Below are 23,504 nucleotides of genomic sequence, written 5' to 3' on the forward strand. Positions count from 1 at the left end.
GATTTGCGGCGGGTGTTTGCGGCCCGGCACACCGATTTCAGTTCGCTTTACCGACGAGGAAAACAACAATGTCTCAAACCACCGACCGTCTCTGGGGTGCTCGCTTCAAAAGCGGCCCATCCGAAGCCCTGGCGGCCCTGTCCCGTTGCCCCGAGCGCTATTTTCGTCTCACCCCGTACGACCTCGCCGGTTCCAAGGCCCATGCCCGTGAACTGCAACGCGCCGGGCTGTTGAGCGAGCAGGAAACCCTGACCATGCTCGCCGCGCTGGAAGGTATCGGTGCTGACTTCAACGCCGGCAGCATCGCGCCCACCCTCGACGACGAAGACGTCCACACCTTTATCGAACGCTTGCTGACCGAGCGCCTCGGCGCCTTGGGTGGCAAACTGCGCGCTGGCCGCTCGCGCAACGACCAGACCGCCAATGACCTGCGTCTGTTCCTGCGTGACCACGTGCGCACCCTCGCCGTTGAAGTATTGGCCCTGCAACAGGCGCTGGTGGATCAGGCCGAACAACACATCGAAAGCATCTGCCCCGGCTTCACTCACCTGCAACAGGCGCAGCCGATCGTCTTTGCTCACCACCTGCTCGCTCACGCCCAATCGATGCTGCGTGACGTACAACGCCTGGTGGACTGGGACGTTCGCACCTCGCTATCGCCGCTGGGTGCCGCCGCCATGGCGGGTTCCGCCATCGCACGCCTGCCGCAACAGTCGGCCAAGGAAATGGGCTACAGCGGCGTCTGCGAAAACTCCATCGATGCCGTGGCCAGCCGCGATCACGTCGCCGAGTTCCTGTTTATCGCCAGCATGCTGGGCATCAATATTTCCCGCCTCGCAGAAGAATTCTGCCTGTGGTCGTCGCGGCAATTTCGCTGGGTCGCCCTGGATGATGCCTACGCCACCGGCAGCTCGATCATGCCGCAGAAGAAAAACCCGGACATTGCCGAACTGGCCCGGGGCAAGGCTGGCCGTCTGATCGGCAACCTCACCGGCCTGCTCTCGACGTTGAAATCCCTGCCGCTGTCGTACAACCGCGACTTGAGCGAAGACAAGAACGGCGTGCTCGACAGCGTCGACACCTTGCTGTTGGTGCTGCCGGCGATGGCCGGAATGGTCGCGACCATGAAGGTCAACGTCGAAGAATTGCGGCGTCAGGCACCGCTCGGTTTCACCCTGGCCACCGAAGTGGCCGACTGGCTGGCGATGCGTGGCGTGCCGTTCAAGGAGGCCCATGAAATCACCGGCGCGCTGGTTCAGGCCTGTGAGAAGCACGACATCGAATTGTGGGAAGCGTCCCCTGCGCTGCTGGCCGAGATCGATCCGCGACTCACCCCGGAAGTGCGCGACAGCCTGACCCTCGAAGCTGCCATCGCCGCTCGCAGTGGCTGGGGCGGTACCGCACCGCAGCAGGTGCGCGAGCAGATCGGTCGGTTGAAGACCGCCCTCGCGGCGCAGCAGCAATGGACCGAGAACTATCAGGGCTTCCGTCTCTAACGGCCGCCACGCATAACCCTGTGGGAGCTAGCCTGCTAGCGATTTGACTCTGTCTGACAAGCATTCGCTGATTGACACACCGCAATCGCCAGCAGGCTCGCTCCCACAAGGATCTGTGTTGGATTTGAAAGAACAGTACGGAGAAACAACATGAGCCAGACTCAGGCAGAACGACTCAAGGCGGAGCGCAAACTGGCGGAAAACCAGTTCGATATCACCCAGTACGATCACGTGCCACGGCGTTATTACGGGCGAATCTTTTTCGCCACCGTGATCGTCATCGCGATCTTCGGCCTGGTGCGGGCCTTTGCCGAAGGCAAGATCGAATGGTCGTATATCGGCCAGTTCCTCACCTCCCAGGCCATCATGTGGGGCTTGCTCAATACCATCGTCATGGCGGTGCTGGCGATGGGGCTGGGCATTGTGTTCGGGGTGATCACGGCGATCATGCGCATGTCGGCCAACCCGATCCTGCGCTACGTGGCGGTGACCTACACCTGGCTGTTCCGCGGCACGCCGCTGATCCTGCAACTGCTGTTGTGGTTCAACCTGGCGCTGATTTTCCCCACCATCGGCATCCCCGGCCTGTTCGAAATGGACACCGTGAGCCTGATGACGCCCTTCGTGGCCGCCCTCCTCGGTTTGAGCATCAACCAGGGCGCCTACACCGCGGAAGTGGTACGCGCCGGCCTGCTGTCGGTGGACACCGGACAGTACGAGGCCGCCAAGTCGATCGGCATGCCGCGCCTGCAGGCGCTGCGCCGGATCATCCTGCCCCAGGCCATGCGGGTGATCATCCCGCCGGTCGGCAACGAATTCATCGGCATGGTGAAAATGACCTCCCTGGCGAGCGTCATCCAGTACTCGGAATTGCTCTACAACGCCCAGAACATTTACTACGCCAACGCCCGGGTCATGGAGCTGCTGATCGTCGCCGGTATCTGGTACCTGGCCACCGTCACTGTCCTGTCCTTCGGTCAAAGCCGTCTGGAGCGTCGTTTCGCTCGCGGCGCCGGCAAGCGTTCTTGAGGAGCCCCACATGAGAAGCATCGTCAAGGCTGTGAGCCTGAACAAGTATTACGACCAGTTCCACGCGCTCAAGGACGTCAACATCGAAGTCGAGCAAGGCGAAGTGCTGTGCATCATCGGCCCGTCCGGCTCCGGTAAAAGCACCTTGCTGCGTTGCATCAATCAGCTGGAGAAAATCGACAAGGGCGGCCTGTGGGTCGACGGCGAACTGGTGGGTTACCGCATCGCCGGCAACAAACTGCACGAACTCAACGAAGCGCAGATCGCCCGTCAACGCCTGTCCACCGGCATGGTGTTCCAGCGTTTCAACCTGTTCCCGCACATGACTGTGCTGCAAAACATCATCGAAGGGCCGTGCCAGGTGCTCAAGCGTTCGCCCAAAGAGGCGCACGAAGAAGCCGTGGAACTGCTCGCCCGCGTCGGCCTGGCCGACAAGCGCAACAGCTACCCGATCGAGCTTTCGGGTGGTCAGCAACAGCGCGTCGCCATTGCCCGTGCATTGGCCATGCGACCCAAGCTGATGCTGTTCGATGAACCCACTTCGGCACTCGACCCGGAGCTGGTCGGTGAGGTGCTGTCGGTGATGCGCGATCTGGCGCAAACCGGCATGACCATGATCGTCGTCACCCATGAACTGGGCTTCGCCCGTGAGGTTTCCAACCGCATGGTGTTCATGGACGGCGGGCAGATCGTGGAGGCTGGAAGCCCCGAAGAAATACTAATAAGTCCGCAAAACCCACGCACCCAAAGCTTCATTTCTGCCGTTCGAACCTAAGTGCCCTTTGGCGCTCACAACACTCATAAGAGAACGACCATGAAGAACTTCGTTATCCCAGCAGTACTCGCAGGCCTGATGGCATCCAGCGTCAGCTTCGCCGCCGAATTGCCGGCCAGCATCAAGGAAAAAGGCGAGATCGTCGTCGCGATCATGCCGAACTACCCGCCGATGGATTTCAAGGACCCGGCCACCAACACCCTCACCGGCCTCGACTATGACCTGGGCAACGCCCTGGCCGAGCGTCTGGGCGTGAAGATCAAATGGCAGGAAACCGGTTTCGAGCAAATGATCAACGCGCTCACCACCGACCGCGTCGATATGGTGCTGTCAGGCATGACCGACACCGTCGAGCGTCAGGCCAGCGTGACCTTCGTTGACTACTTCACCAGCGGTCCGCAGTTCTACACGTTGCAGAAAAACAAAGACTTCAACGAAATCACCGACCTGTGCGGCAAGAAAGTCGGCACCAGCCGCCGTACCACGTTCCCGGCGGAAATTGCTGAATACAGCAAGGCCCACTGCGAAGCCGCGGGCAAACCGGCCATCGTGGTGGTCGGTACCGAAGGTTCGGCGGATGCCCGCGCGCAACTGCGTCAGAGCCGTATCGATGCGGCGATGCAAGGCAGCGAAACCTTGTCGTACCTGAAAACTCAAGAAAAGGACATGTACAAAACCGTCGGCCAGCCGATTTCCGTGCAGTTCTCCGGCATGGGCCTGAGCAAGAAAAAGCCTGAGCTGAGCGAAGCGGTGAAAGTCGCGTTGCAGAGCATGATCGATGACGGCAGCTACGCCACCATCCTGAAAAAATGGGACCTGGAATTGGGCGCGATCAAGACGGCGACCATCAACGCGGGCAAGTAATGCGTGCTCCCACAGAGGTCTCGGTCGATCGCAATGTTGTGACCAACCCATAAACCTGTGGGAGCGAGCTTGCTCGCGAAGGGGCCTTGTCAGCCGGCATTTAAGTTGAATGACACACCACTTTCGCGGGCAATCTCGCGCCCACAGGCGCCGGTGTTAACTGATAAAAGTTGGAGCGCTACTGATGTCCTCCTCACCCCAACCCACCTGGCCCGGCCAGCACACAGCTTGCCTCGCCCTGGCCTTCGACCTCGATGGCCCCACCGGCGATGCGATGCTCAACGGCACGATCTGGCACAAGCCCGAGTACTTCGGTTTCGGTGGTTACGGCCCTTACCGCGCACTGCCGCGGATTCTCGATCTGCTCGATGAGTTCCGGATTCCGACCACCTTCTTCGTTCCGGCCTGGGTCGTGGAGAACTGGCCGAAACAGTGCCAGGCCATCGTCGAGCGCGGGCATGAGGTGGCGTACCACGGCTACAAACACGAATCCTTTTACGCCCTGACGCTGGAACAGCAAAAGGACGTGATGAACAAATCCCGCGAGGTGTTCTGGAAATACCTGAACATTCGCGCTGAAGGCTTCCGCACGCCGTCCGGTGACTGGCGGGCCGAGACGCCGGCGATGCTGGTGGAAGCAGGCGTGGCCTATTCCAGTAGCATGCGCGGCGATGACCGGCCCTATCTGGTCAACGTCCCGGGGTTCGAAACGCCGCTGGTGGAAATCCCCGGCCGCTGGGAAATGGACGACTACGCCTCCCTCGCCTACACCCGTGCGCCGGACTTCCCCAGCGGGTTGGACCGCACCGCCAGTTATGAGCTGACCCTGGACAACTGGTGCCGAGAATACGACGGTGCCATGAATGAAGGGTTGTGCCTGACCACCCTGTTCCACCCCAAGATCACCGGCAAACCAGGACGCATCCTGTTGCTGGAAAAACTCTTCGAACACATGCGCCAGCGCGACGACGTGTGGTTTGCCACCTGCCGCGATGTCGCCCAGTGGTGGCTGAAGGAGCATCACCATGGCTGATTCCATTCTCTGGCCCAAAGGCTACCGCTGCGCCGTGGTGCTGACCGTCGATTACAACGACATCCACGGCATTCTCACCCAGGCGCCCGAAGTCGCCGGGCGCGACAAAACGCTGTCAGTCTGGCGTTACGGCACACAACGGGGCGTCGACCGCTTGCTGGGTCTGTTCGAAGAACTGGGTGTTTGCAGCAGCTGGTTTGTCCCCGGCATCGTTGCCGAGGAGAACCCGGAACACATCCGGGCGATTCAGGCGGGTGGGCATGAGGTTGCCTGCGCCGGGTATCGTCACCAGAACTACGACACCCTTGATCTGAAGCAGCAGACCGCCGAGATTGCCCGCGGCTGCGAAGCGTTGCAAGCGCTGACCGGTCAACGCCCGACCGGGTTTCGCGTTCCGGCCGGCAACGGTGCGCCGGGGTTCATCGAGGCATTACGGGATCAAGGCATTCGCTGGTCTTCCTCGTGGCGTGGCGATGATTTGCCGTTCGCTCACCCCACGGCGCCCGGCGTGATCGAGCTGCCATTGCATTACGAACTGGAAGACGAACCCTACTTCGCCTTCAACCTGAGCCCGGCGGTGCCGCCGGCTCAATCGCGGATCGCTTCCTACAGCCACACCCTGGGCAACCTGCAAATGGACTTCGCCGGGTTTCACCGCTTCGGGCTCTGTTATGTGCTGCGCCTGCACCCCGAAATCATTGCCACGCCGGGACGGATTGGCGTTTTGCGCGAATTGCTGCAGGGCATTCAGCAGCACGACGACGTTTGGATCGCCAGCGGTGCCGACGTAGCTCAATGGTGGGCCGAATCCGCGCCGCCCGTGGCCGAGGATCACCCGGCGTCGGTGTACGAGCGGCATTATCGGGATTACCTGCTATGACCGAACGCTTGCAAAGACTGGCACAGTTTTGCGTCGACACACGATTTGAACACTTGCCGCCGGCACTGGTGGCGCAAGCCACGCGGCATATTCTCGACACCTTTGGCGCTACGCTGGCCGGGGCTGGCAGCGATGTGGCAAAGCAGGCGCGGCAGGTGTTCGAGGGTGAAAGCGGCATCGCGCGGGTCTGGGGCACGGATGTGCGGGTCGGCGCCGCACAGGCCGCCATGCTCAACGGCGTCGCCGCCCATGCACTGGAACTGGACGACACTGGTGGCTGCGATCATTCCGGCGCGGTGGTGTTGCCGGCGGTGATGGCTGCGGTGTCGATGTCCGCTCGACCTGTCAGCGGTCGCGAGTTGATCACCGCCGTGGTCATCGGCTACGACGTCGGCCGCCGCGTGCTCGAAGCCTGCGGCGGTTACTCGGCGCACAACGGCGCCGGCTGGCACTCCACGGCGACCTGTGGCGTCTTCGGCGCGGCAGCCGCGAGTGGGCTCATTCTGGGGTTGAACGCCGGACAAATGGTGGCGGCACTCGGCATCGCCGGCAGTTTCAGTGGCGGATTGTGGGCCTTCATCCACGACGGCTCGCAAAGCAAAAAACTGCACAGCGGCCGAGCCGCCGAGGGTGGACTGCTCGCGGCGCGGTTTGCTCTGCAAGGCATCACGGGGCCGACGAAGTTATTCGATGACGTCTGGGGCGGGTTTCTAAAGACCCTGGCCACCGGGACGGCTCAACCTGAAGCGCTGGATGCGGATCTCGGGACTGTGTGGAAACTCGCTCGCTGTTCAATCAAGCCATATGCCTCATGCCGAGGGACACACTCGGCCATCGACGCCTTGGGACTGCTGCTGGAACGACTGCAGGTCAACGTCGATCAGGTCGAGGACATACAGGTCTCGCTGTGCGGTTTCCTGCAGGACATGTGCGGCGGTCAGGACGTGAGCACGCTGGCGGCCGCGCAGATGAGCCTGCCGTATGCCCTCGCCGCCCGGCTGGTGCATGGCCATTGTCGACTGGAAGCCTATGACGATGAACAGCGAGGCGATCCGCGGATTGCCCAGTGGATGTCGCGTATTCGCCTTGAAGTGGACCTGCGACTGTCAGAGGATGGCGAGCCCGTGGTGAGCGTGCAGACCGTGGACGGTCGGCAGGCCCGCCTTTGTGTCGATCCACCGTTGGGTGCGCCGGGTAATCCGTTGAGTGACGAGGCGCTGGAGCAGAAGTTTTTCAGTCTGGCCGGGCGGGTCATGCCGAGGTCGCAGGCTGAAGAATTGGCTGAGCAGTTGTGGCGGTTGGAAGAACTCGAATCGGTTCGGTCGCTGGATCGGTGGTTGACTTGAATCCTGCCTTGCCCGCGATGGCCGCAACTCGGTCTCACGCCGAACACTACAGAATCTGAATAAGGACATTTGCCCCACCGTGGCCACTTACTCGCTTGTTATCCGCCGCTTGATGATCGTCTCGCTGACCATCGTCGTCAGCCGCGCCATCACCAGCCCGTTGCTGACGCTGTTCCTGAGCAACAAGCTCGGCCTCAACCAACAGGACGTTGGCTTGCTGCTGGGCATCGCGGTGTTCATCGCCACCCTGCTCGCGCTCTACGGCGGGTACATTATCGACCGCCTCGAAAAACGTCGCTTGCTGATCCTCGCCATGCTCTCCAGCGCCATCGGTTTCGTGCTGCTGACCTTCGCCGAAAACCTGTATTTGACCACCCTCACCCTGGTGATCACTGAAACGGCGTCGGCGCTGTTCCTGATCGGGTCGAAGGCAATCCTCAGCGAAAACCTGCCCATGGGCCAGCGCGCCAAGGCCTTTTCACTGCGCTACACCCTGACCAACATCGGCTACGCCACCGGCCCGATGCTCGGCGTGGTGATTGCCGGGGTGTACCCGATTGCGCCGTTCCTGATTGCCGGCGCGATCGCGTTTTTCAGTATCTTTTTAATGAGCGGAATCCCCAGGGACTCGGCGCAGACGCCCGCGATCGGCCAGCCACAGAGTTTCCTGAAAACCCTGATCACCCTGAAAAACGACCGCACGCTGATCATGTTTACCTGCGGCTGTCTGCTCAGCACCGTCGTCCACGGGCGATTCACCCTGTACCTGTCGCAATACCTGCTGGTGACCCACGACTCCAAGCGCGCCCTGGAAACCATGGCCGCCCTGCTCGCTTGCAACGCCATCAGCGTGATCCTGCTGCAATACCAGATCGGGCGTTTCCTCAAGCGCGAACAACTGCGTTACTGGATTGCCGGTGGTACCAGCCTGTTCATCCTTGGCCTGATCGGCTTCAGCCTGGCTGACAGCCTGGTGTCGTGGTGCGTGGCGATGTTCATTTTCACTCTCGGTGAAATGATCATTTACCCCGCCGAATTCCTCTTCGTCGACACCCTGGCGCCCGAGGAATTGCGTGGCAGCTACTACGGCGCGCAGAACCTCGCCGCTCTCGGGGGCGCGCTCAGTCCAGTGATTTGCGGCTTCCTCCTGATGCACACGCCGGCGCCGACGATGTTTTATGCGCTGAGCGCACTGACGGCCATGGGTGGTTTCCTGTGTTTCATGAGTGGTCGTCGAGTCGCCTTACATCAAAATTAATGCACTCAAGCTGCATTAATATGAATTTGTCAGCATGTCGAATGAACGGCACACTGTGCCCTCTTCCTCCCCCAATAGTTGGAACACCTTCAAGGGCTTTCTGGGTATCCCAGCTAAGCCTTTTTTTTGCCTCGATTTTTTCAATGGGTCGTTTGCCAAATGCTTGCTCGCTGGTTACCTGCCGCCATCAATACCCGCCCCTCGGAATGGAGCCGCGCTGCCATCGGCATGGCGTTGGGCACGATGTTCAGCGTCTGGCTCTGCTCCCAGGTTTTCGGCATCGAAGTCGCGCAGCACCTGATCGGACCGCTGGGTGCGTCGGCGGTGTTGCTGTTCGCGGTGTCCTCCGGGGCGCTGGCGCAACCCTGGTCGATACTCGGCGGCTACTTGAGTGCCGGGGTGATCGCGTTGCTGGTCGCCCATGTGCTTGGACGCACACTCGGCAGCGCGTGCCTGGCCGCGGGCATGGCACTGATCCTGATGTGCTGGCTGCGCTGCCTGCATCCGCCGGCCGGCGCAGTGGCCTTGACGTTGGTGCTGGCCGATCCGGCGACCATCGCCCTGGACTGGAAAGCCCTCGCCCCGGTGATGCTCGGCGCTTCGACGATGTTGTTCAGCGCCCTGGTTTATAACAACCTGACGCGCATTCGTTACCCCAAGCGCGCCAGTGAACCGGTGGCCGTAGTGCCTGCCGATCATCCGCCGATCGATCGCCAGGCCATCACCGCCGAGGATTTGAAACTGGCCCTGGCGGAAATGGAGGCCTTCTTCGACGTCACGCCTGAAGACCTTGAGCAATTGATTCACGTCAGTGAATTGCATGCCAAACGCCGCAGCATTGGGGATGTGTTTTCTCGAAAGGGTTGAAGAAGATCTAAAGATCGCAGCCTTCGGCAGCTCCTGCGTTGGAACACGATCCGGCGCAGGAGCTAACGAAGCCTGCGATCTTTTGCTTTCGACCTAAGGTAAAAATGCAGACTCGTACTGCACATATCCCGGTTGTACATGGCAAATTTGCACTGGTACGATCCAGCATCGCTCGCGCGCAAGCGTCTCTATAAAGAACAATAAAAGCAGGGAGTTACTGATGACTGCTCAGGTTTCATCGAAGGGGACTTCGTCCATGGATGCCACGCAATATGAAGTGCTGGCCGAGGTTCGCAACCACATCGGTCACCTGACCCTCAATCGCCCCGCCGGTCTCAACGCGATCACCCTGGACATGGTCCGCCACCTGCACCGCCAGCTCGACGCCTGGGCAAACGATCCGCAGATTCACGCCGTGGTTTTGCGCGGCGCAGGCGAGAAAGCCTTCTGTGCCGGCGGTGATATTCGCTCGCTGTATGACAGCTTCAAGAATGGCGACACGCTGCACAAAGATTTCTTTGTCGAGGAATACGCCCTCGACCTCGCTATCCACCATTACCGCAAACCCGTACTCGCCTTGATGGACGGTTTTGTCCTGGGCGGCGGCATGGGGCTGGTACAAGGGGCCGACTTGCGGGTGGTGACCGAGAAAAGCCGCCTGGCGATGCCGGAAGTGGCGATCGGTTACTTCCCGGATGTGGGCGGCAGTCACTTCCTGCCGCGCGTTCCCGGCGAACTGGGTATTTACCTCGGTGTCAGCGGCGTGCAGATTCGCGCAGCCGACGCCCTCTATTGCGGGTTGGCCGACTGGTACCTGGACAGCAACAAACTGGAGGCGCTGGACGAACACCTCGATCAGCTGGAATGGCACGACACGCCGCTAAAGGACCTGCAGGGCCTGTTGGCGCAACTCGCGGTGCAGCAATTGCCCGATGCGCCACTGAGCAAACTGCGCCCGGCCATCGATCACTTCTTCGCCCTCCCCGACGTCCCGAGTATTGTTGAACAACTGCGCGAAGTCACGGTTGCCGACAGCCATGAATGGGCGATGACCACGGCGGATCTGCTGGAAAGCCGTTCACCGCTGGCCATGGCTGTAACCCTCGAAATGCTGCGGCGCGGCCGGCACTTGAGCCTGGAAGACTGCTTCGCCCTCGAGCTGCACCTGGACCGTCAGTGGTTCGAGCGCGGCGACCTGATTGAAGGCGTGCGCGCCTTGCTGATCGACAAAGACAAGAGCCCGCGCTGGGACCCGCCGACCTTGCAGGCGCTGGACGCCAAGCACGTCGCGAGTTTCTTCACAGGGTTTGACCGGAGCGGGAGCTGAGCCATGCACGATATCGAATTGAGCGAAGAACAAGTCATGATCCGCGACATGGCCCGGGATTTTGCCCGCGGCGAAATCGCGCCCCACGCGCAGGCCTGGGAAAAGGCCGGCTGGATCGATGACGGCCTGGTGGCGAAGATGGGTGAACTCGGCCTGCTGGGCATGGTGGTGCCCGAGGAATGGGGCGGCACTTATGTCGATTACGTCGCCTACGCCCTGGCGGTGGAAGAGATTTCCGCCGGTGACGGCGCCACGGGCGCACTCATGAGCATCCACAATTCCGTGGGTTGCGGGCCGGTCATGAACTACGGCACCGACGAACAGAAACAGACCTGGTTGCCGGACCTGGCCAGCGGCAAGGCCATCGGCTGCTTCTGCCTGACCGAGCCACAAGCCGGCTCCGAAGCGCACAACCTGCGCACCCGCGCCGAACTGCACGACGGCCAGTGGGTGATCAACGGCGCCAAGCAATTTGTCAGCAACGGCAAACGGGCGAAACTGGCAATCGTGTTTGCCGTGACGGACCCGGATCTGGGCAAGCGCGGTATATCAGCGTTTCTGGTGCCAACCGATACCACCGGTTTCATCGTGGATCGCACCGAACACAAGATGGGCATTCGCGCTTCCGATACCTGCGCGGTGACCCTGAGCAACTGCACGATTCCCGAAGCCAACCTGTTGGGCGAACGCGGTAAAGGCCTGGCCATTGCCCTCTCCAACCTCGAAGGCGGGCGCATCGGCATCGCCGCGCAGGCGCTGGGCATCGCCCGTGCCGCGTTCGAAGCGGCGCTGGCCTATTCCCGTGATCGGGTGCAGTTCGACAAGCCGATCATCGAACACCAGAGCATCGCCAACATGCTGGCCGACATGCACACCCGGCTGAATGCTGCACGGTTGCTGATCCTGCATGCCGCGCGCTTGCGCAGTGCCGGCAAGCCGTGTCTCTCGGAGGCTTCGCAGGCCAAGCTGTTTGCCTCGGAAATGGCCGAAAAGGTCTGCTCGTCAGCGATGCAGATTCATGGCGGGTACGGGTATCTGGAGGATTACCCGGTGGAGCGTTACTACCGGGATGCACGGATTACGCAGATTTATGAAGGGTCGAGCGAGATACAGCGAATGGTGATTGCCCGGGAGCTCAAGAACTACCAGGTGTGAAGCCTTAAAAGCTTCGCGGGCAAGCCCGCTCCCACGGGATCTCCGGTGTCCACAGATGTTGTGTACACAGGAGAACCTGTGGGAGTGGGCTTGCCCGCGATGGCGTCCGCAAGGACGCCGCATTACTTGCCGACGAACTCCGCCTCACGCTTGGCAATAAACGCCGCCATCCCTTCCTTCTGATCCTGCGTCGCAAATGCCGCATGGAACACCCGACGCTCAAAGCGCACGCCTTCCGACAGGCTCACCTCAAACGCGCGGTTGACGCTTTCCTTGACCATCATCGCAATCGGCAGCGACTTCCTGGCGATCAACGTCGCGACTTTCAGCGCTTCCTCCAGCAATTCATCCGCCGGAACGATACGCGCGACAATCCCGCAACGCTCCGCTTCCACCGCATCGATCAAACGCCCGCTCAGGCACATTTCCATCGCCTTGGCTTTTCCGACTGCGCGAGTCAGGCGCTGGGTGCCGCCCATGCCCGGCAGCACGCCGAGGTTGATTTCCGGTTGACCGAACTTCGCGTTGTCACCCGCCAGGATGAAATCGCACATCAACGCCAGCTCGCAGCCGCCGCCCAGGGCAAAACCGTTGACCGCAGCGATGATCGGCTTACGGCGGTTAGCCACGCGATCACTGTCGCTGAACAGATCATCGAGGTAGATCTGCGGGTAGGTCAGCTCAGCCATTTCCTTGATGTCGGCACCGGCGGCGAAGGCTTTCTTCGAGCCGGTCAGCACGATGCAACCGATGTTCGAATCCGCTTCCAGGCCATCGAGGGCGTGGTTCAGCTCGCTGACGATCTGCGCGTTCAACGCGTTCAGCGCCTGCGGACGGTTCAGGGTGATCAGGCCGACACGGCCGTGGGTTTCCAGCAAAATCGTTTCGTAACTCATAAATAACTCCTGTTTTGCATAACGCTCAATCTCTGTAGGTGTTTTTTAGAGACTGCGCGAAATGACCATGCGCTGAATATCACTGGTGCCTTCGTAGATCTGGCAGACCCGCACGTCGCGGTAGATCCGCTCGAGCGGGAAGTCGTTCAGGTAACCGTAACCGCCGAGGGTTTGCAACGCGGCGGAGCATACCTTTTCAGCCATTTCCGAGGCGAAAAGTTTGGCCATGGAGGCTTCTACCAACGCCGGTTTGCCGCTGTCACGCAATGCCGCGGCGTAATGCACCATCTGCCGGGCGACGGCGATCTGGGTTGCCATGTCGGCCAGACGGAACGCGACGGCCTGGTGTTCAATGATCGGTTTGCCGAAACTCTCGCGCTCACGTGCGTAGTCCCGGGCCGCTTCAAACGCGGCGCGGGCCATGCCCACCGATTGTGAGGCGATGCCAACGCGGCCGCCTTCGAGGTTGGCGAGGGCGATCCGGTAACCTTCGCCCTCCTCGCCCAAGCGATTGGCCACCGGTACTTTGACGTCTTCGAACAGAATCTGGCAGGTGTCGGAGGCATGCTGGCCGAGCTTGTCTTCGACGCGGGCGACTTTATAGCCTGGCGAATCGGTGGGCACGATCAGCGCGGTGATCCCGCGTTTGCCGGCACTCGGGTCCGTCACCGCAAACACGATCACCACCCCGGCGTTCTGCCCGGAGGTGATGAACTGCTTGCAGCCGTTGAGAACGTAGTGATCGCCCTCGAGACGGGCGCGGGTTTTCAAACCGCTGGCATCGGAACCGGCTTGCGGTTCGGTCAACGCGAAAGCGCCGAGCATCGCACCGCTGGCCAGCGGTTTCAGAAAGCGCTCTTTCTGATCGTCGTTGCCGTAGTTGAGGATCGGCACGCAACCGACCGAATTGTGCACGCTCATGATGGTCGAGCAGGCGCCGTCGCCCGCGGCGATCTCTTCCAGCGCCATGGCGTAGGCCAGGTAACCGGTGTCACAACCGCCCCACTGTTCCGGCACCAGCATGCCGAAGAAACCCAGATCGGCCATCTCGCCGATGGCTTCCTTGGGGAAACGGTGCTCGCGATCCCACTCGGCGGCGAACGGTTTCAGGCGTTCCTGGGCAAACTGCCGGGCCATGTCGCGGATCTGTTGTTGGTCGTCATTGGGAATCATGGTGAATCCTTAAAATCCGGGGTACGCCACAGAACTCTGTGGGAGCCAGCCTGCTGGATGGCTCCCACAGGGGTGAGGTTGGCCTAGTACAGGCATTCCACGGCCATTGCCGTGGCTTCACCGCCGCCGATGCAGATCGCTGCGACACCGCGTTTCAGGCCTTTCTGGCGCAGGGCCGAGAGCAAGGTCACCAGAATCCGAGCACCCGACGCCCCGATCGGGTGGCCCAGGGCGCAGGCGCCGCCGTGTACGTTGAGTTTCTCGTGAGGGATTTCCAGGTGGGTCATGGCGGCCATGCCGACCACGGCAAACGCTTCGTTGACTTCGACCAGATCGACGTCGTTCAGCGACCAGCCGGTTTTCTTCATCAACCGTTTGATTGCACCGATCGGTGCCACCGGGAACAGGCCCGGCGTGTCGGCGAATGCCGCGTGGCCATGGATCAGCGCAAGGGGTTTCAAACCGCGCTTTTCAGCTTCGGAACGGCGCATCAATACCAGCGCCGCCGCACCATCGGAAATCGAACTGGAGTTGGCCGCCGTCACGGTGCCGCCTTCACGGAACGCCGGCTTGAGCGAGGCGATCTTGTCCAGTTTGGCTTTCGGTGGCTGTTCGTCGTTGCTGATCACCACCTGCTCTTTCCCGACGGTCACGGTCAGCGGCACGATTTCGTCCTTGAAGCTGCCGTCCTTGATCGCCTGCTGCGCGCGGGTGGTCGAGGCAATGGCGAACGCGTCCTGAGCCTCGCGAGTGAAGCCGTTGGTTTCGGCGCAATCTTCGGCGAAGGTGCCCATCAGGCGGCCCTTGTCGTAGGCGTCTTCCAGGCCATCGAGGAACATGGAATCGAGCACACGACCGTGGCCCATGCGGTAACCGCTGCGGGCGCGGTCCAGCAGGTACGGCGCGTTGGACATGCTTTCCATACCGCCGGCCACGACAACATCGGCGCTGCCGGCGATCAGCATGTCGTGGGCCAGGATGGCCGCTTCCATGCCCGAACCGCACATTTTGTTCAGGGTGGTGCAGCGGGTCGATTTATCCAGCCCGGCACCCAGCGCAGCCTGACGGGCCGGGGCCTGGCCAAGGCCGGCGGGCAACACGCAGCCAAACAGCACTTCTTCAATGGCATCCGGCGCCAAACCTGCACGTTCAACCGCAGCACGAATGGCGGCAGCGCCCAGTTGTGGCGCGGTCAGGCTTTTCAGTTCGCCCTGGAAACCACCCATCGGGGTGCGGACGGCGCTGACGATAACGATTGGATCGTTGGCAATAGTCATGACAAATCCTCCTTACTTCGCGGCCATGCGCAAGGCGCCGTCGAGACGGATCACCTCGCCATTGAGCATGCTGTTTTCAATGATATGCCTGACCAGCGCGGCATACTCGCCCGGTTTGCCCAAACGTGGCGGAAAAGGCACGCCAGCGGCCAGGGAATCGCGGACTTCCTGGGTCATGCCGGCCATCATCGGGGTTTCGAAAATGCCCGGAGCGATGGTCATCACACGGATGCCGAAACGCGCCAGTTCACGAGCAGCGGGCAAGGTCAGGCTGACGATCGCGCCTTTGGACGCGGCATAAGCCGCCTGGCCGATTTGGCCATCGTAAGCCGCCGCCGACGCAGTGTTGATGATCACCCCGCGCTCGCCATCGGCATCCGGCTCGGTTTCGGCGATCGCCGCCGATGCCAGACGCAGCATGTTGAAGCTGCCGATCAGGTTCACGTTGATCACCTGGCTGAAACTGGCCAGCGCGTGCGGGCCGTTCTTGCCGAGGATCTTCTCGCCACGGACGATGCCGGCGCAGTTGACCAGGCCGTTGAGGCCGCCAAAGGCCTTGACCGTCGCCTGCACCGCCGCTTCAGCGGCCGCTTCGTTGCTGATGTCCGCGACCACGCTTTGCGCACCGAGACGTTCAGCCTGGGCCGCAACAGCGTCGGCGTTCATGTCCACCAGCATCACTTTGGCGCCGGCTGCGACCAGCATTTCAGCCGTGGCCGCGCCGAGCCCGGAGGCACCACCGGTGACGAGAAAAACCTTGTTTTCGATCTGCATCATTGTGTCCTTGGATTCAAGCTGAAGCGTTCTTCGCCGCGGCCTCTTGAGCCTTGGCGATTTCCTGGTTGCGCAAGATAAAGCGCTGCAATTTGCCGCTTGGGGTTTTCGGCAACTCGCTGACAAATTCGATTTCACGGGGGTACGAGTGCGCGGCCAGACGCTTGCGCACATGTTGGCGCAGCTCTTCGGCCAATTCGGGGGCGGCGCGGTATTGCGCGCTGAGCACGACGAACGCTTTGACCAGCTCGGTGCGCTCCGGATCGGGCTTGCCCACCACCGCCGCTTCGACCACGGCCGGGTGTTCGATCAACGCGCTTTCCACGTCGAACGGCCCGACGCGGTAGCCGGAGGTGGTGATCACGTCATCACTGCGGCCGACGAAGCTGATGCTGCCGTCCGGGTTCCACTCGACGGTGTCGCCACTCAGGTAATAGTTGCCAACGAAGGCCTTGGTGGGCGCGCCTTCGTAACCGGCAAACCAGCACATCGGCGACTGAGTGCGGTCGATGGCCAGGATGCCCGGCTGGCCGACGCCCAGCTCCTGGTACTCGTCGTCGAGCACCACGATGCGGTGGCCTGGCGAGGCAAAACCGGCGGCGCCCAGGTGAATCGGATGTTCGAGACCGTGGTGGTTGCACAGGACCATGCCCAATTCGGTCTGGCCGTAATGGTCATGAATCACCACGCCGAGGTTGTCGGCGAACCAGCGAATCACTTCCGGGTTCAACGGCTCGCCGGCACTGCTGACGATGCGCAATTTGCCCTTGATCGATTTGGCGAACTCGTCGCCACCGGCGATCAGCAAACGATATGCCGTCGGCGACCCGGTGAGGTTGGTGATCCCGTATTTGTTGATCACCCGGCAGGTGCTTTCGAGGGTGAACGGGCCATCGTAAAAGGTGATCGGATGCCCCATCGACATCGGCCCGGTCACACCAAAATAGATGCCGTAGGCCCAGCCCGGATCGGCGACGTTCCAGAATGCATCTTCCGGGCGCAAGTCCACGGCGTCACGGGTGTAGCTCTGAAAGGCGACGATGGCCTTGAGCGGCACGGACAACGCCTTCGACGGACCGGTGGTGCCCGAGGTGAACATCAGCAGGAACGGCTCTTCACCGATCAGCAGCACCGGCTCGCACTCGGGGGAATAGTTGGCCAGTTCGGCCCAGAAACTGAAATCGCCGCGGACAATGCCCTGGCCTTTCGCGCCACCGACGGTGACGATGGTCGGGCAGTCGGCAACTTCAGCGAGTTTGGAGCGGTTGACCGCGTCGGTCACCACCACTTTGGCGCCGGAACTGCTCAGGCGATGCTCGATGGCTTTGGGGCCGAATGCGGTGAACAACGGCTGATACACCGCACCGATGCGCCAGGTGGCGAACACGGTGATCAATAATTCGATATTGCGCGGCAGCAGGCCGGCGACCTTGTCGCCTTTCTTCACGCCCTGAGCCAGGAGGAAATTGGCGAAACGCGCTGCCTTGTCCTGCAGCTCGCTGAACGTGTACGTGGCGCTGGTGCCGTCGCGGCCTTCCCAGAACAGCGCGATGCGGCCTGGCAACGCATGCCGGTCGCAACACTCGACGCAGGCATTGAGGGCCGTCAGATCGCCCGCGAGTGCGGTATCGACGGTGTGCTGATAATTGAACTGTGACGTGGCAGACAAGTAATCGCGCATTGCCAGAATCCCTCTGTATTTTTATTAGGCTGGGGGGAACCGTAACCAACAGGGAAATACTCGCTCTGCGCGGGGGGTGGGGCAATGGTCAAAGCTATCAAGTTGTCTGACTGGTTTGGCCAAGAATTGAGGAATGCGGCGCCTGGGCGGCCGCCATCGCGGGCACGATCACTACAAAATCAGGTTCAGTCGGCCTCGTTCAGAATCAAACTCCGGTAATGCCCCGGATTCGACCCCGACCACTTGCGAAAAGCCTTATAGAACGAACTCGCATCGGCAAACCCCAACCGCGTAGCGATCTCGGCGAAGCTGATACTCGGTTCAGCCAGCCAGACAATGGCCAGTTCCTTGCGCACGCTGTCCTTGAGCCCCTGATACGTCTGCCCCTCTTCCGCCAGTCGCCGACGCAAGGTCGAGGCCGACATGCACAGTTGTTGCGCCAGAGGTTCGGTCTCTGGCCACTGTTCGGCGGGCAACTGCCGCAAATCGTGCTTGATCCGGCTCGCCAGGCTCTCCGGGTCGCGGTACTTGACCAGAATATTGGCCGGCGCATGGGCCAGGAATCGCTTGAGTTCTTCGGCGCTGCGTTTGATCGGCAAATCCAGGCAGTCGGCGGAGAAAATCATCCGGGTGCGCGGCCGGTCGAAACGCAGGTTCTCGGAAAACATCACCTGATAGTCGTCACAGAAATCCGGCTGCGGGCAGCGCAACTCGATGGCCAGAATCGGAATCCGTCGCCCCGCCAGCCAACAGGCAACGCCGTGAACGATCATCCAGTAGGTGAAATAGGTAAAGGCGCGACGCGGGTCCTGGTCGTCTTCCAGCAGCACGATCTCTGCGAGGCTTTGCTGGCGAACCAGCTGCGCGGGCAGGTGTTCGAGCATCAACGACAGAAACCCCAGCCCCGAGGTCAGGCCGGCAGCGAGGCTCGGCTGGACCATGGAACAGCGGCACAGAAACGCCAGACTGCCGGATTTGAGCTTGCGCGGGTCCATGCCAAAAAATTCATCGTCCCGACGCCGCGCCAGCAAGCGCCAAAGCCGTGCGTACGCGGTGGCCGGCACGCGGGCTGTGGTCGATTCGAGCAGCCCCGGATCGATGCCGACCTTGTTCAACACCTCGTCGGTGGAGGCGCCGGGGGCGCAACTTTGCAACAGCGCTTCACGCACCAGTTGAATGGAGATGGTGTCTTTTTCCGACATTGAGCGGGGTGTGCCCTGTTTTTATGAATGGTGCGCATATTAGCCCGATAAGATCAAAAGATCGCAGCCTTCGGCAGCGCCTGCATTTGGTATGCATTACCTGTAGGAGCTGCCGAAGGCTGCGATCTTTTGATCTGTTCAGCTTAGGTTCAGGTTAATGCCAATGATTGCCATTTGGTAATGAGTGTCATTATGTTACAAATTAGCACCCTATCTAATTCCCAGACGGTGCCGAATGCTTGTCCCTTTTCTGATCATGCTGCGCGAAGGCATTGAGGCCGCATTGATCGTTGGCATCATCGCCAGCTACCTCAAGCAAACCGGTCGCGGTCAATGGATGCCTGCCGTATGGATCGGCGTGTTTCTCGCCGCCGCGCTGGCCCTGCTGGTGGGCGGTGGCCTGGAGTTGGTCAGTGCCGAATTCCCGCAGAAACAACAGGAACTGTTCGAAGGCGTGGTCGGCCTGGTCGCCGTCGGCATTCTCAGTTCCATGGTGTTCTGGATGCGCAAGGTGGCGCGTTCGATCAAGCATTCGCTGCACGTCTCCCTCGATCACGCGTTGACCGGCTCCAGGCATCAAGTGACAGCGCTGATCGCCATGGTGTTTTTTGCCGTCGCCCGGGAAGGCCTGGAAACGGTGTTCTTCCTGCTCGCGGTGTTCCAGCAGAGCGAAGGGCCGGCCGCACCGATCGGTGCCCTGCTCGGCCTGATCCTGGCGATCATCGTCGGTTTCCTGATCTACACCGGCAGCATGCGCCTGAACCTCGGCGCGTTCTTCCGCTGGACCGGCCTGTTCATCCTCGTGGTGGCCGCCGGCATTCTCGCCAACTCGGTGCAGGCGCTGCATGAAGCCGGGGTCTGGAATCACCTGCAAACCGTGCTGTTCGATTTCAGCGCCACGCTGCCGATGGATGGCCCGCTGGGGTCAGTGCTGGCCGGCATGTTCGGGTATCAGGATGCACCGACTGTCAGCACCCTGGGTGCCTACCTGATCTATCTGGTGCTGGCGCTGGTGATGTTTTTTCTCCCCGCGCCTGCACCCGCTAAACACGCTTCTTCCGTTTCCAGTCAGTAAGGGCCTACATGTCAACGCCTACTCCTCCAGTGGCCTCCCCTCCCCGTGCCTTGCGCTGGGCGGTGGCCGGTTCGGTGATCGTGATGATCGCCGCCGGCGGCCTGTTCTACTACGCCTCAAAAATGGCTGCGGCCAAACGTCAGGCCAACCATGACGAAGTGCTGGTGACCATTCACCCGCACAGCTGCGAGCCGAATGCATTGACGGTGCCGGCCGGTCGCGCCAGTTTCCGCATCGTCAACCACTCGGACCGCGCCGTTGAGTGGGAAATCCTCGATGGCGTGCTGGTGGTCGAAGAACGGGAAAACATCGCCCCCGGCCTGAGCCAGGTGATCAACGCCAACCTGATGCCCGGCGATTACGCGATCACTTGCGGCCTGCTGAGCAACCCGCGCGGCACGCTGCATGTGACGCCTACCACCGCTTCCGATGCCGCGGCCAAAGCCAAACCGTCGATGGTCGCTTTCGTCGGGCCACTGTCGGAGTTCCGCGTTTACCTGAGCAGCCAAAGCACCGCGCTGATCAAAGCCGTCACCGCGCTAGAGCAAGCCATCGAAGCCGGCGACCTGAGCCAGGCGCAAGCGTTGTATGTCCCGGCCCGCACCGCGTATCAGCGCATCGCCCCGGCCGCACAGCGCCTCGCCGAACTCGACAACACGATCAACGCCCGTGCCGATTACTTTGAAAAACGCGAGCAGGATCCGGGTTTCAGCGGTTTCCATCGCCTCGAATATGCGCTGTTCCAGCAACGCACCCTCGACGGCCTGACACCGGTGGCTCAACGGTTGCTGACCGACGTCACCACGCTCAAACAACAACTGCTCGCCCAATCGCTACCGCCGGAACAGCTGGTCAGCACCGTGGTGCGCAACCTCAACAACCTGGGCGAAGTGCGCGCGAGCAGCGGTGAAGAAGAACGCTACAGCCGCACCGACTTGAACGGTTTCGCCGGCAACCTCTTTGCTGCCCGCAAAGTCGTCGACCTGTTGCGTCCGCTGCTGACCAAGTCCGCCGCCGAACTGCTGCCCACTCTCGACAACGCCATCGCCAGCCTCGATGCAGAACTTGACGGCTTCAAGGTCGAGAAAGGCTACGCGAGCTACGACAGCGTCAGCGCCGAACAGCGTAAACAGATCGCCGACATGGCCAAGGCGCTGGCCGACGCACTCGACGGCATCGATCCCGCCCTCGGCCTTTCCGGCCTATAGCAGAAGACGAACTTCAGATGAACGATTCAGAGCAATTCAACCTTCAGCGGCGCCGGGTATTGATGGGCATGGGCGTCGCCGGCGTGGCCCTGGCCGGTTCAGCCTTGAGCTGCCCGGCCCTGGCCGCCAGCCCCGCGCAAGTCACCGAAGCGCCGAGCAGCGACAAGACCGAGGACCGCCACGATTTCCATGGCCAGCACCAGAGCGGCATCGTCACCCCTCGACCGGCGTCCGGCATGCTGGTGTCGTTTGATGTGTTGGCCAGCGACCGCGAGGACCTGGAGCGGCTGTTCCGCACGCTCAATGAGCGCATCGCGTTCCTGATGCACGGCGGCCCGGTGGCGCAGGTCGATCCGAAACTGCCGCCGGTGGATTCAGGCATTCTCGGCCCGGTGGTGACGCCGGATAACCTCACCATCACCGTGTCGGTCGGCGAATCGTTGTTCGATGAGCGCTTCGGCCTGGCGAACGCCAAACCGAAACGGCTGATCCGCATGGTTGGCTTTCCCAACGATGCGCTGGAGGCCGATTGCTGCCACGGCGACCTGAGCCTGCAGTTCTGCGCCAACACCGCCGACACCAACATCCATGCACTGCGCGATATCGTGAAGAACCTGCCGGACCTGCTGCTGGTGCGTTGGAAACAGGAAGGCAGCGTACCGCCGCAGGCTCCCGCGAAACCGGGTGTGCCGGCACAGAGCGCGCGCAACTTTCTGGGCTTTCGCGACGGCTCGGCCAACCCCGACTCCAACGACGCCAAGGCCATGGACAGCATCGTCTGGGTCCAGCCCGGCAACGACGAACCGGCCTGGGCTGCCAATGGCAGCTATCAAGCGGTGCGGATCATCCGCAACTTCGTCGAACGCTGGGACCGCACACCGTTGCAGGAACAGGAAAGCATCCTCGGACGGATCAAAAGCACAGGCGCACCCATGGGTGGCGCTCATGAAACCGAGGTCCCGGATTACGGCAAGGACCCGGAAGGCAAGCTGACCAAGCTTGACGCCCATATCCGCCTGGCCAACCCGCGCACCGCCGCGAGCCAGGCCAACCTGATCCTGCGCCGACCGTTCAACTACTCCAACGGCGTGAACAAGAACGGTCAGCTGGACATGGGATTGCTGTTCATCTGCTACCAGGCCGATCTGGAAAAAGGCTTTATCACTGTGCAAACCCGACTCAACGGTGAACCGCTCGAGGAATACCTCAAGCCGGTCGGCGGGGGGTACTTCTTCACCTTGCCGGGTGTGACGGGCGACCAGGATTTCATCGGTCGCTCACTGCTTGACGCTGCCTCCCCAAAAACAACCGCATAACCACCCCGATACGGAACCGTCCCATGAAAAAGTCGCCCCTCGCGTTACTGCTGACCCTTGGTTTGCTCAACACCCCGCTTTCGGCTTTCGCGGCGACGGCGCCGCTGGAACTGGTGGGGCCGATCTCGGACTACAAGATCTACGTCACTGAACAATTGGACGAACTGGCCAGCCACACTCAGAAATTCACCGACGCCGTGAAGAAAGGCGACCTTGCCACCGCGCAAAAACTCTATGCGCCGACCCGGGTTTACTATGAGTCCATCGAGCCGATCGCCGAACTGTTCAGTGACCTGGACGCGTCCATCGACTCCCGTGTCGACGATCACGAAAAAGGCGTGAAGGCCGAAGACTTCACCGGTTTCCACCGCATCGAGTATTCGCTGTTCTCCGAGAAAAGCACCAAGGGTCTCGGACAATTGGCTGATGGCTTGAACAAGGATGTCAAAGACTTGCAAACCCGCGTGGCCGGCCTGACCTTCCCGCCCGAGAAAGTGGTGGGTGGCGCAGCGGCGTTGTTGGAAGAAGTCGCGGCGACCAAGATCTCCGGCGAGGAAGATCGCTATAGCCACACCGATCTTTACGACTTCCAGGGCAACATCGACGGCGCGAAGAAAATCGTCGACCTGTTCCGTCCGCAGATCGAGAAGCAGGACGCGGTGTTCATGGCCAAGGTCGACAAGAACTTTGCAACGGTGAACAAGACATTGGCCAAATACAAGACCAGGGATGGGGGTTTTGAGACTTACGACAAAGTGAAGGACAGCGACCGTAAAGCGCTGGTTGGGCCGGTGAATACATTGGCTGAGGACTTGTCGACGTTGCGTGGGAAATTGGGGCTGAACTGAGTTTCAACCCTTTGAAGGACGCTT

The 23,504-nt window shown here is 61.2% G+C and carries 21 protein-coding genes; 15 read left to right on the forward strand and 6 right to left on the reverse strand.

Going from position 1 to position 23,504, the window contains the following annotated elements:
• Nucleotides 1-68 precede the first annotated feature (68 nt).
• The 11 genes from argH to B723_RS22420 all read left to right on the forward strand — a co-directional run bounded on the left by argH (nucleotide 69) and on the right by B723_RS22420 (nucleotide 12,030).
• Complete coding sequence (gene argH / locus B723_RS22370) at nucleotides 69-1,496, forward strand: argininosuccinate lyase (protein WP_017339040.1); 1,428 nt, start codon at nucleotides 69-71, stop codon at nucleotides 1,494-1,496.
• 150 nt (nucleotides 1,497-1,646) lie between these two features.
• Nucleotides 1,647-2,525: an amino acid ABC transporter permease gene (locus B723_RS22375; protein ID WP_017339041.1), complete on the forward strand. Its 879-nt coding sequence runs from the start codon at nucleotides 1,647-1,649 to the stop codon at nucleotides 2,523-2,525.
• A gap of 10 nt (nucleotides 2,526-2,535) precedes the next feature.
• Complete coding sequence (locus tag B723_RS22380) at nucleotides 2,536-3,300, forward strand: amino acid ABC transporter ATP-binding protein (RefSeq protein WP_017339042.1); 765 nt, start codon at nucleotides 2,536-2,538, stop codon at nucleotides 3,298-3,300.
• Nucleotides 3,301-3,339: 39 nt separating this feature from the next.
• On the forward strand, nucleotides 3,340-4,164 hold the full coding sequence (locus tag B723_RS22385; RefSeq protein ID WP_017339043.1) for an ABC transporter substrate-binding protein: 825 nt from the start codon (nucleotides 3,340-3,342) through the stop codon (nucleotides 4,162-4,164).
• 184 nt (nucleotides 4,165-4,348) lie between these two features.
• The gene (locus tag B723_RS22390) at nucleotides 4,349-5,197 is read left to right on the forward strand and encodes a polysaccharide deacetylase family protein (RefSeq protein ID WP_017339044.1); all 849 of its coding nucleotides are present in this window, start codon (nucleotides 4,349-4,351) and stop codon (nucleotides 5,195-5,197) included.
• On the forward strand, nucleotides 5,190-6,077 hold the full coding sequence (locus B723_RS22395; RefSeq protein WP_017339045.1) for a polysaccharide deacetylase family protein: 888 nt from the start codon (nucleotides 5,190-5,192) through the stop codon (nucleotides 6,075-6,077). Before B723_RS22390 ends, B723_RS22395 begins: the two co-directional genes overlap by 8 nt.
• Nucleotides 6,074-7,423 carry an MmgE/PrpD family protein gene (locus B723_RS22400; protein WP_017339046.1) on the forward strand — a complete coding sequence of 450 codons (1,350 nt, stop codon included), beginning with the start codon at nucleotides 6,074-6,076 and terminating at the stop codon, nucleotides 7,421-7,423. Before B723_RS22395 ends, B723_RS22400 begins: the two co-directional genes overlap by 4 nt.
• 79 nt (nucleotides 7,424-7,502) lie before the next feature.
• Entirely contained in the window at nucleotides 7,503-8,681 is a 1,179-nt protein-coding gene (locus B723_RS22405) for an MFS transporter (protein ID WP_017339047.1), read from the forward strand.
• Nucleotides 8,682-8,840: 159 nt separating this feature from the next.
• A complete protein-coding gene (locus tag B723_RS22410) occupies nucleotides 8,841-9,548 on the forward strand; it encodes an HPP family protein (protein WP_017339048.1) in 708 nt (235 codons plus the stop codon).
• A 220-nt stretch (nucleotides 9,549-9,768) separates the two neighbouring features.
• Complete coding sequence (locus tag B723_RS22415) at nucleotides 9,769-10,875, forward strand: enoyl-CoA hydratase/isomerase family protein (protein ID WP_017339049.1); 1,107 nt, start codon at nucleotides 9,769-9,771, stop codon at nucleotides 10,873-10,875.
• A gap of 3 nt (nucleotides 10,876-10,878) precedes the next feature.
• Nucleotides 10,879-12,030 (forward strand): acyl-CoA dehydrogenase family protein, encoded by a 1,152-nt coding sequence (locus B723_RS22420; protein ID WP_017339050.1) that lies wholly within the window; start codon nucleotides 10,879-10,881, stop codon nucleotides 12,028-12,030.
• Nucleotides 12,031-12,152: 122 nt separating this feature from the next.
• Here the strand turns inward: B723_RS22420 and B723_RS22425 are convergent, their stop codons facing one another.
• From B723_RS22425 to B723_RS22450, 6 genes are all read right to left on the reverse strand, one after another.
• The gene (locus B723_RS22425) at nucleotides 12,153-12,926 is read right to left on the reverse strand and encodes an enoyl-CoA hydratase (protein ID WP_017339051.1); all 774 of its coding nucleotides are present in this window, start codon (nucleotides 12,924-12,926) and stop codon (nucleotides 12,153-12,155) included.
• Between the two features lie 45 nt (nucleotides 12,927-12,971).
• On the reverse strand, nucleotides 12,972-14,099 hold the full coding sequence (locus tag B723_RS22430; RefSeq protein ID WP_017339052.1) for an acyl-CoA dehydrogenase: 1,128 nt from the start codon (nucleotides 14,097-14,099) through the stop codon (nucleotides 12,972-12,974).
• A gap of 83 nt (nucleotides 14,100-14,182) precedes the next feature.
• Nucleotides 14,183-15,376, reverse strand: coding sequence for an acetyl-CoA C-acyltransferase (locus tag B723_RS22435; protein WP_017339053.1), 1,194 nt, complete (start codon nucleotides 15,374-15,376; stop codon nucleotides 14,183-14,185).
• A 12-nt stretch (nucleotides 15,377-15,388) separates the two neighbouring features.
• Nucleotides 15,389-16,150, reverse strand: coding sequence for an SDR family NAD(P)-dependent oxidoreductase (locus tag B723_RS22440; RefSeq protein WP_017339054.1), 762 nt, complete (start codon nucleotides 16,148-16,150; stop codon nucleotides 15,389-15,391).
• A gap of 16 nt (nucleotides 16,151-16,166) precedes the next feature.
• On the reverse strand, nucleotides 16,167-17,831 hold the full coding sequence (locus tag B723_RS22445) for an AMP-binding protein (protein ID WP_017339055.1): 1,665 nt from the start codon (nucleotides 17,829-17,831) through the stop codon (nucleotides 16,167-16,169).
• Between the two features lie 185 nt (nucleotides 17,832-18,016).
• A complete protein-coding gene (locus B723_RS22450; protein ID WP_017339056.1) occupies nucleotides 18,017-19,033 on the reverse strand; it encodes an AraC family transcriptional regulator in 1,017 nt (338 codons plus the stop codon).
• Between the two features lie 235 nt (nucleotides 19,034-19,268).
• Between B723_RS22450 and efeU the strand changes: the two genes are divergently transcribed.
• From efeU to efeO (B723_RS22470), 4 genes are read left to right on the forward strand one after another with little or no spacing between them, the layout of a single operon-like run.
• Nucleotides 19,269-20,108, forward strand: a complete 840-nt coding sequence (efeU, locus tag B723_RS22455) for an iron uptake transporter permease EfeU (protein ID WP_017339057.1) — start codon at nucleotides 19,269-19,271, stop codon at nucleotides 20,106-20,108.
• Nucleotides 20,109-20,116: 8 nt separating this feature from the next.
• Nucleotides 20,117-21,316 (forward strand): iron uptake system protein EfeO, encoded by a 1,200-nt coding sequence (efeO, locus tag B723_RS22460; protein ID WP_031318959.1) that lies wholly within the window; start codon nucleotides 20,117-20,119, stop codon nucleotides 21,314-21,316.
• 17 nt (nucleotides 21,317-21,333) lie between these two features.
• Nucleotides 21,334-22,632 carry an iron uptake transporter deferrochelatase/peroxidase subunit gene (gene efeB, locus B723_RS22465; protein WP_017339059.1) on the forward strand — a complete coding sequence of 433 codons (1,299 nt, stop codon included), beginning with the start codon at nucleotides 21,334-21,336 and terminating at the stop codon, nucleotides 22,630-22,632.
• Between the two features lie 23 nt (nucleotides 22,633-22,655).
• Nucleotides 22,656-23,480 (forward strand): iron uptake system protein EfeO, encoded by an 825-nt coding sequence (gene efeO / locus B723_RS22470; RefSeq protein ID WP_017339060.1) that lies wholly within the window; start codon nucleotides 22,656-22,658, stop codon nucleotides 23,478-23,480.
• Nucleotides 23,481-23,504: the final 24 nt, after the last annotated feature.

Source organism: Pseudomonas fluorescens NCIMB 11764 (assembly GCF_000293885.2).
In the GTDB taxonomy this organism is placed as follows: Bacteria; Pseudomonadota; Gammaproteobacteria; order Pseudomonadales; family Pseudomonadaceae; genus Aquipseudomonas; species Aquipseudomonas fluorescens_B.